Below are 9179 nucleotides of genomic sequence, written 5' to 3'. Positions count from 1 at the left end.
TGTTCCTGGCGCATCGGCCGCTCCCCGCGCTGCGTGCCGCCGTAGCGGCAGCGGTGGCAGAGGTTCCGCTCTACGCATTCACGGCGCCGGATGGCATCACGCACACCGTCTGGAAGGTGGAGAGCACCGACGCATTCGTGCGCGCCTTTGCAGAGCTTCCCGCCCTCTACATCGCCGACGGCCATCACCGAGCCGCCAGCGCCTCCCGCACGCGCGCTCGGCTGCGTGATGAGGCGGGGGCGGCCTGGACGGGCCAGGAGCCGGCCAATTTCTTTCTTGCGGTTGCCTTCCCGGCCGACGAGCTGCGCATCCTGCCCTACAACCGCCTGGTGCACGACCTGAACGGGCTGTCCGCCGACGACTTCCTGCACGCTGTGCAAGAGCGCTTCGGTGCGACCCCAGATGCCACTCCAACCCCACCGGGTCCGCAGCGCTGCTCGATGTATCTCGGGGGCCGGTGGTTCGGCCTCGACCTCGGGCGGGTGGCCACGTTGGCCGCGACTCCCGCCGACCGTCTCGATGTGGCGCTGCTGCAAGACCATCTTCTGGCTCCGCTGCTCGGCATCGCTGACCCGCGAACCGACAAGCGCATCGATTTCGTGGGCGGCATTCGCGGCACCGACGAGCTCGAGCGCGCGGTAGATGGGGGACGCGCCGCGGTGGCATTCTCGATGACGGCCACATCTCTCGATGAGCTGATGGCCATCGCCGACGCCAACCAGATCATGCCGCCGAAGTCGACCTGGTTCGAGCCGAAGCTGCGTGACGCGCTCCTGATTCACACCGTCTGAGATCGCCCAGACATCGAGAGCCCCAGGCTTGCGAGGAGCCGGCCTTCTTCGGGTCGTACTTCGTGTGCAGGCGTTGCTCGCAGAACTGGAAGGGCTTGACGCGTACCCCTTGCGCATACCGCTCCTGCGCACCCCGCACGTGCGCAACAAACTCATCGGCCTGATCACTGCAGTGATCGCGATCCTGGCTGTGTCCCGCGGGCTGCGTGGCAGGCCGAACGTGGTCGTGTCGCCGACGGCTGAGGCCTCGGTTGCCGCGCTGTCGGCGTCTTCTCCCGTGAAGTCTCCTCGACGGGCAAATCGACCGGCGCCGCGCGCGCGTCCCGGGACTGAGATCAGAGCCGAGCAGAGCGGCGTGTGTGAGGTGGCCGTAGGCTCGTTTCGATTGATGGTGCCCACGATGTGGACGCAGACCAGCACGGCCAACCCTTTCGACGTGGTCTTTGCCTCGGAGGACGGTCGCCTCGGCGTCTACGCGCGCGCGCTGACCGATGCAGACGCAGGGGCCTACCTTCTCAAGCGCGCGGAGGCCCTGGCGCCAGGATTGCGGGCCCAGGTTGGCCAGACCCCCGTTGCCACGACCAACGTGAACGGCCTCTCCTGCGTCGAGCAACGCGGAACCGTCTCGTCGTCTGGCGGTCGTGCGACGCCCGCGCGGTTCTGGGTCCTTCGTGGGCACGGGCACGTGCTGGCGCTCAGCGCGTTTGATGAGATCGACCGCAATCGGTCGACCTTGAAGGCCGTCATTACGTCTGTGCGGTGGGCCGAAGGAGAGCCTCTGCCGTCGGGCGACACGGGGCCTCCAGAGCCAGAGCCAGAGCCTCCCAAGGCCGTCGATGCGCCCACTGCGTCGACGACCCAGGTTCCGGGGGTGCGGGTCCTCTATGACGGGTTCTATGACATTCCCGTGGTTCTACCCCGTTTCTCACGTCCTTGAGCGGGTCTGTTAGGAAGAGGGCGGTTACGTCTTGCACGTGCACCCAATCGAGGTAGCCCACGCAGGGAATCCGAGAAGTTACGCGAAAAAATTTTTCACGCAGAGAGCGCGCTTCGGTCGTTCTGGGGTTCTCAACCCAGGCAGTGGGGTCGTGGTCTGCACTGAGCGAGAGATCCGCTGAGCCTGGCGGCGCCTCACGCCGTCGCTTCAGGAGCAAAGACCCGCATGTACGAGAACATCTACGTCGCCCGCCAGCCGGTGTTCGATCGCGACATGAACACCTGGGCCTACGAGCTGCTGTTTCGCCACAGCGCCACGGCGCAGGCCGCCATGATCATCGACCCGGAAGCCGCCACGCTTCAGATCATTGCCGACGGCATTGCGGTCGCGTTGCCGGGGGTCGATGAGCGGCGCAAGGTCCTTGTCAACTTCCCGCAGTCGCTGCTTCTCAAGGATGTGGCCTATGCGCTCCCACCCAAGCGCTGCGTCATCGAGGTTCTCGAGAACACCCTTCCGACCCCCGAGGTTCTCGATGCGTGCAAGCGACTCAAAGCCAGCGGATTCAAGCTGGCCCTCGACGACTTTGTGGGCCAGCCTGGCTACGAGCCGCTTCTCGAACTGGCTGATCTGGTGAAGGTCGATGTGCTTCAGCTGAATCGTGAGCAGACCGCAGAGGTGGTGAAGAACCTCGGTCGCTTCAACACGATTCTGCTCGCCGAGAAGGTCGAGGATCGCGAGGTCTTCGAGCACTGCAAGTCGCTCGGCTTCGAGTACTTCCAAGGCTATTTCTTCAGCAAGCCGGTGACATTCGAGGGCCGCAGGCTCTCGTCGAACCAGGTGTCGCGCCTGCGTCTCATCACCGAGCTCGGTCAGCATGACTTCGATCCGCAGCGCTTGAGCAAGATCCTGCAGTCTGATGTCTCGCTGAGCCTGCGGCTGTTCCGCTTCGTGAACTCGGTCTCGTTCGGTCTTCGCACCAAGTGCGAATCGATCAAGCACGCGCTCGTTCTGCTGGGCGAGGTGCAGACCATGGAATGGCTTCGCGTGGTGCTGCTCACCGACCTCACCACCTCGTCTGGCGCGTCTGAAGAGGTCTTGTATCTCTCCGCCTTGCGAGGTCGGTTCTTCGAGCTGCTGGGTCTCAGCATCTCCAGCTCTCCTCTGCCTTCAGACGGGATGTTTCTCTTCGGCCTCTTCAGCCTGCTCGATACCCTGGTGGGCCAGCCGCTTTCTGAGCTGGTGGAGCCGCTTCCCATCGACGAGCGCATCAAGAAGGGGCTCATGGAGGCAGATCATCCCCTTCGTGCCTGGATCGACATGGTTGAGGCCTGGGAGCGTGGTGAATGGGAAGCGGCCGAGGCGACCATCGACATGCTCGGCTTTGAGGTGGTCGACGTCGAGAAGCAGTATGCGCGCGCCGTGGAGTGGGCGCAGCAGGTGCTGCGCGCGCGAGACGCCGCAGCCTGATCGGTCGCGATCTTCTTTGCTGATGAAGAGAGAGCGCCGTCCCCTCACGGGGGCGGCGCTCTCTTCGTCTTGACTCACAGCCGTGGCGACTTCAGTGAGGTGTGGGCGGAGGAGGCGAGGGTGGGCCGCTCTGGCTCTCAGCCTGGATCGGTTCCACGGGTCGCACAGGCGCTGGCAAGGGGCGTGGTCGTGACGGCGGGGTGATGCGCACGGTTGTCACGGGCTCGCTGTACGAGGCCGGACGCGTTGTTGCGGGCTGTGGGGCAGGCACGCGCGTACTCGCCGTCTCGGTAGACGGGCGGTACACATACGCTTCTGTGGTTGACGGGGGGAGATTGCCCGTGGTGAACGTGACCTTCGACGCGTCGACCTTCAGGGTGCTTGCGAGCACGTTGGTGGCTCGCTCGCGCTGAGCGTCTGTCACCTTCTGGGTAGTGGTGACGGTGACGTTCTCGATGGTGAGGGTCGTGTTCACGCCGATCTCTACTGCGTAGGGCTTGTCGCGCAACACGGTGCGAATCGCCTTCCCTCCCTTTGCCTCGAGGCGGCGTACGTGCTTGCGCTCTGGAGGCGGGAGCGATGCGCGTATCACGCGCCACTGGTGACGACGCAAGGCTGCGGGAGACGGGGGGGCCACGCGGCGGGGTAGGGCGGCCACTGCGACCGTCTTTGCCGGCTTCTTCTCCGCGGCGACCTTCTTCTCCGGCGCCGGCTTCTTCTCTGCGGCGACCTTCTTCTCCGGTGCCGGCTTCTTCTCTGCGGCGACCTTCTTCTCCGGCGCCGGCTTCTTCTCTGCGGCGACTTTCTTCTCTGGTGCCGGCTTCTTCTCGGAGGAGGGGGCCTCTTCCGGCGACTCGGGCGCGGCAGCTTGCGGTTCGTCGGGTATCTTCACGGCGACGGCCGGTGGCTTCTCTGCCGTCTTCACGGCTGCTGGCTTCTTCTTGCCCCCCGTTCCACCCGTCTCTCCGTTGTTGCTGCTGAACAGCGATTCGCTGAACAAGAGACATCCGGCAGCCACCAGAAGCACGGCGGCAATCGCCAGGGACGCGCCAAAGCGCGGCTGCTCGCCCGCCTCTCGTGGCGACTCTGCCTCTGCAGCGGTAGGGGAAGAGGCTGCAATCTGGGGGACCAGCGGTGGCTGCGGCGCGCCTGCCAGTTCGGCGGAGGGGGGCGCTGCAACCTCGGTATCTGGACCCGGAACCACATTCACTGCTTTCAGCAGGGCTGCCGATAGACCGGCGGAAGGCGTCGTCGGCGCACCTGCATCGACGTTCTCGCGCAGCGCTTTGAGGTGCTGCGAGCACATGGCGCAGAACGACAGGTGCGTCTCGATCTTCTCCCGCTGCTCGGCGGCGGCACCGTCGGGCGCCTCGGCATAGGTGATGAGGGCGTCTGTGGTGGGATGCATCGACGCGCTCCCGTAGCCGACCCAGAGCGCCGCGCTGACGTTCTTGATGGTTTCCGCGTCGACCTTGAAGGAAGGGCACGTACCCGAGTGGCGACGAGCCTGTTCGGCTTCGTCGCCGTTCAGCAGCCCTTCGGCGTAGGGAAGCAGCAGCGCCTGGAACTCAGCGTGGGTGCACGAGGACGCGCGAAGCCGCAGCTTCTGGGTGTCATCTGCAAGCTTCAAGATGATGCGCTCGAGGCTGCGTCGCACGTCATCGCGCTTCAAGATCTTGCCCAGGTCGGCATACGACAGGCTGTCTCGGTAGCGCCGCGCCAGCAGCGTCCGATCTTCTGCGGACAGCCCTGTAGCGGCTGCTCGAAGCAGGTTCCAGGCCATCTCGAGCCCTTGCTGCGAAGCGTTCGAGGTCTTTGGGGCGCGCCATTCGCCCAGACTGACGTCACCGCTCTCGCCGACCGCGCGCATCTGGTTCAGCGCCAGGGTGTACGAGGCACGTCTCAGGTTCGATTCAAAGACCTTGGGAGACTTTGCACCGTCGCTGTCAGCGGCGATGCGAGCGTAGATCTCTTGCATTAGCCGGTCGTTGCCGGACTGCGTGATGCTCAGCCAGTGCTCGATCTTTCCGCCGTACTTCTGGTGAAACTCGTTCCAGGCTTCCGCTTCACCGCTTCGGCATCGCTTCAGGAGATTTCGTATCTCCCCACGGTCGTTGCTGCCCACAGCCGTCTCCCTCCAACCGCCGCCGCCCATGCCTATCCCCTGTCTCTATCGTGGGGTGCTCTGCATGCGCGTTTCTCGTCGGCGCTCTCTACGTCTCTCAGCGGCCCGTTCGTCGGTTACGGGATTGACCTGCCCAAATCTGACAAGCTCGGGTAGACACCTTCCCTTGCTTCAAGATATTGAGGACGCGCACCGCATCTTCCTTCATGCAGGCGATGTCGGCGCTTGCGTCACAGGCTGATCCCCGGTTCCACGAGATTCGCTCAGGACCGCTTCTTCTGGTCTGGTTCGTGGTAGGCTTTCCACCGTTGCCCGGTCCAGATGTACACATTCACGAGGACATCCTCCACGCTCACGTTCGACAGCGGCTCGGTGCGCCGTGTCCATCTGGTTATCGGCCACCTGCGACACGGGTTTAGGGTGGGTGTGCGTGGCGTGCTGGAAGCCGCGGTCAGTCGCGTCGGCGGTCCTTGTAGGCGTTGCTGCCTTCCATGGTCTTCAGCTTCTTCTTCAGCTCGCTGGCGCTCTTGCTGATCTGACCTGAGTGGCTGATGCTTCGGTGCTCGTTTGACACGATGGCGATGGACACGGTCATGAACGGGAAGACCTGTGTGTTTCCACGTCTGTCGACCGAGATGATGGCGCCCCGCTCGGCGTCCTCTTCGTCGTAGAAGTTGCTCACCACCATGTCGAAGCGTCGGATGACCGCCTCGGCTACGCGGTCGATCTGCTCCGGGGTGCCGATGAAGACGAAGTCGTCGCCGCCCACGTGACCCACGAATCCTCCGCGGGCTGCGTAGTCTTCCACCGCGCCGCAGAGGATGCGGCAGGTCATCTTGAGCGCGTCGTCGCCCCGCTGGTATCCGTAGAGATCGTTGAAGGCCTTGAAGTTGTCGACATCGAGGTAGGCGAATGCAAAGGGGCGACCGCTTGCGATACGTCGCTGCGTCTCGTTCAGGATCGAGGTGTTTCCGGGCAGGCCGGTGAGCGGGTTGGCGTCGAGGGTTCGCTCGAGTCGCGAGAGGCATAGACGCAAACGTCGCACGAGGTCGTTGGGGTCGAGGGGGAGACGCACGTAGTCGTCGATGCGGGCATTGTCCCAGCGCAGATCGTGCTCGAGCTTGCGGGGAACGAGATACACCACGGGAACACGGCTCAGGCCTGCTTTGAGCCCTCCCGTGACCGCGTCGATGTTCGCCCCCTGCAACGCGTGCGAGACGAGCATGAGCAGCGGGGGGTTCATCAGCAGCTCTTCGAGAGAGACATCGCCGATGGCCACCTGGACCTCGAATCCGCTGCTGCGCAGGATGCCTGCGATGGCGTCCGCCTCGTCGTGGGACTGGTGCAACAGGAGGATGGGACGGTTCGGCAGCGCGCCTTCGCTCTGGGCGCGCCCCGAAAGGCCCACCCCATCGTCGTCGTCTTCCAGAGCCACAACCTGGTGGTCTTGGGGGGCGAGAGGGACGTCGATGGTGATTTCGAGGTCGGCAAGGGAGGCGAGATCCCCGGCGAGGTCGTCGAGAGAGAAGGGAATGTCCGGCTCAGACGGCGGAAGCAATTTCCCTCAACCCCTCGAGCTGCGGGCCCATGGTTGCGGTCTGGGTGGCCAGGGTCTTGAGGTCAAGCCCAAGCAACGCCCAGGCACCGTGCGAGATGGGGGGAACGAGGTCGTCACCGGAGTTGCCGAAGCCCATGGCCTTCACCAGCACATCGGCGACGTGCACGCACGCGGTCTCGACCTTGGCGGTCTGCGCCTGATCAGGCCGATGATGGAAGATGATGGCCTCTTTCACCAGGTCTGGGAGCTGCCACTCGGCCACAACCCACTCGGCCACATCGGTGTGCGAGAAGCCCAGCACCTCGTTCTCGGCCTGCGTGGCGTAGCAGTCGCGCATCTTTGTGACCTTGGCCACCTGTTGCATCTCCCTTGGCAGACACGCCAGGAGAACAACCTTCCCGATGTCGTGCAACAAGCCCGCGGTGAAGGCGACCTCTTCGATCTTCTTGCCATGTGGAACGGCCAGCAGACGGGCCGCAGTTGCCACAGACAAAGAGTGGAACCACAGCTCGTCGACGTTCTGCCCCTTTGCGATCTCGAACACCGCGCCGCTCAGCGCTACGCCCTTGATGACATTGAGCCCGAGCAGGAAGATGGCGTGGTTGACTGACGCGATGCGGCGAGGAAAGCCGTAGGCGGCCGAGTTCGCCAGGCGCAGGATGCGCGCCGACATGGCGGGGTCGGTCTCGATGATGTGCCCTACCGCGTCTACCGTCACCCCAGGTTTTGCGAACTCCGCGCTCAGTCGCTGAACCGACACAGGAAGCGTGGGCAGCTTCAGCTGGCTGCGAACCTTGGCGATCAGGGGGTTCTCTGGTGTGCCCATCGGTCAGCCCGCAGTCTGTCGGCGCTGCTCGCGCAGGCGGAAGTAGTGCAGGACGGCAGCGCACACCTGTCGCTGGATGGGGTCGTCAGCGACCTTGCGGAAACGACGCATGACCTCTTGCTCGACCTGCTGGGGCGTTTTCTGTTCGAGGACATGAACCGAGCCGAGCCCCATGGCACGCAGTCGCGCGATGGCGGCGTCTGTCAGCTCATAGCCGGCTTCCAGCAGCGTTGCACCGTCATTGTTCAGAACGGGCTTTGCAAGACGCATCCCAGGTTGAGCCAATTCGATTCTGATCTCTGGCATGTGCCACGCGTGTCTCTCGCAGGTGGTCTGGTGTCGTAAAGACACCCCGGACCGATCTATATTGACGAGACGATCAGAATTCCCTGCTCCTCGTGCCGTGTGGTCAAAGCGTGCTCAGCGCTGGCCCACGAGCGCCGCACTCGGGCTGGGACGGCCGTAGCCGCTGACGTGGGCGGAGAGCCTTCCCATCTCTTGAACCACAACCCTGCCTCGAGCGCTCGACGCCGCGAGCATGTAGCCGTCTGAGAGGTACACGCCCACGTGGGTGATCCCATGGTAGGCGCCCGCGGACTGATGGGTGGGGTGGTTGAAGAACACCAGGTCTCCGGCCTGGGGCTGGTGGGTCAGCTGCAGCCCGTGCTTGCCTGTCTCGGCGTAGCGGTACTGGGTGTCGGCCAATCGTGAGAACGAAGCGTCGGCCAGCCCGGCGCGGCGCAGGGCCTCACGGGTTAGCATGCCGCAGTCGGTGCTCGAGACGCCGTCGCCCCCCAGGCGGTAGGGCGTGCCCAGCTGCTCGCTGGCCGCTTCGATGAGTCGGCCTGCGAAGCTCTTCACCGGTGGATTTCGCTGAAAGGAACCGTCCTCGAGGCGGGCGATGAGATCGGCCGTGCGCGGGTCCACCCGTCGACCGTCGTGGCCTGTGGCGTAGATCGACTTCAGCAGGAGCACCGCCTTGGCGGTGGTCTCGTCATAGCAGCCGCTCTGCCCGCGCTCGAGTCTCGGGTTCCACTGGTGGAGGGCTTTCTGCAGGCGAGAGACGGGGCCGTTCCCGGCGCTGTCGCGCTGTCCCAGGTGAAGCCCGTTGAAGTCTGCCGCCCGCCCCGACGTCGGAGGCAACGAAACGGCCGAAGACGCAGCCGTTGCTTCGAGCGAAAAGTCTGCGGCAGACGCCCCCGTGCCCTGCTCGAGACAGGCGTCGGTGCGCTCGGGCAGCGAGGCGGTCTCGGGCTTTTGCAGGGCTTCTCCGTTGCGCCCTGCCGACTCGGCGGCTCGAACAGGGGGCGCTGCAGCGGGTTGGAGGAACGCGGTGACGGCCTGCTCATCGAGGCGCAGCATTGCGTCGATGCTGGGGTCGAACAGGGATCGCGTCAGCGCGCGATCTGGCGTGGGAGGGGCGACGGGGGGCACGTGAGGCGCGCCGGCGTGGGCCATCGCACGAGTGAAGGCTT

Annotated in this window: 8 protein-coding genes; 3 read left to right on the top strand and 5 right to left on the bottom strand. The window is 64.7% G+C overall.

All coding sequences use genetic code 11. The features are described 5' to 3' along the window. From EB084_13365 to EB084_13355, 3 genes are all read left to right on the top strand, one after another. On the top strand, window positions 1-791 hold a 791-nt coding region (locus EB084_13365), incomplete at its 5' end, for a DUF1015 domain-containing protein (protein ID NDD29246.1). A gap of 64 nt (window positions 792-855) precedes the next feature. Beyond that, on the top strand, window positions 856-1728 hold the full coding sequence (locus EB084_13360) for a hypothetical protein (protein NDD29245.1): 873 nt from the start codon (window positions 856-858) through the stop codon (window positions 1726-1728). 225 nt (window positions 1729-1953) lie between these two features. Beyond that, window positions 1954-3195, top strand: a complete 1242-nt coding sequence (locus EB084_13355; protein NDD29244.1) for an EAL domain-containing protein — start codon at window positions 1954-1956, stop codon at window positions 3193-3195. 91 nt (window positions 3196-3286) lie between these two features. On the opposite strand, the gene EB084_13350 is transcribed toward EB084_13355, so the two are convergent. The 5 genes from EB084_13350 to EB084_13330 all read right to left on the bottom strand — a co-directional run. Then, window positions 3287-5320 carry a hypothetical protein gene (locus EB084_13350; GenBank protein NDD29243.1) on the bottom strand — a complete coding sequence of 678 codons (2034 nt, stop codon included), beginning with the start codon at window positions 5318-5320 and terminating at the stop codon, window positions 3287-3289. A gap of 451 nt (window positions 5321-5771) precedes the next feature. Continuing rightward, on the bottom strand, window positions 5772-6878 hold the full coding sequence (locus tag EB084_13345) for a GGDEF domain-containing protein (protein NDD29242.1): 1107 nt from the start codon (window positions 6876-6878) through the stop codon (window positions 5772-5774). Beyond that, complete coding sequence (locus EB084_13340; GenBank protein ID NDD29241.1) at window positions 6862-7704, bottom strand: HDOD domain-containing protein; 843 nt, start codon at window positions 7702-7704, stop codon at window positions 6862-6864. Before EB084_13340 ends, EB084_13345 begins: the two co-directional genes overlap by 17 nt. 3 nt (window positions 7705-7707) lie before the next feature. Further along, entirely contained in the window at window positions 7708-7974 is a 267-nt protein-coding gene (locus EB084_13335) for a hypothetical protein (GenBank protein ID NDD29240.1), read from the bottom strand. 150 nt (window positions 7975-8124) lie between these two features. After that, a partial coding sequence (locus EB084_13330) for a hypothetical protein (protein ID NDD29239.1) occupies window positions 8125-9179 on the bottom strand: 1055 nt, incomplete at its 5' end.

It is taken from the genome of Pseudomonadota bacterium (assembly GCA_010028905.1).
GTDB lineage: Bacteria > Vulcanimicrobiota > Xenobia > RGZZ01 > RGZZ01 > RGZZ01.
Note: the sequence above shows the minus strand (reverse complement) of the source record. Positions and strands in the feature narration are given on the sequence as shown.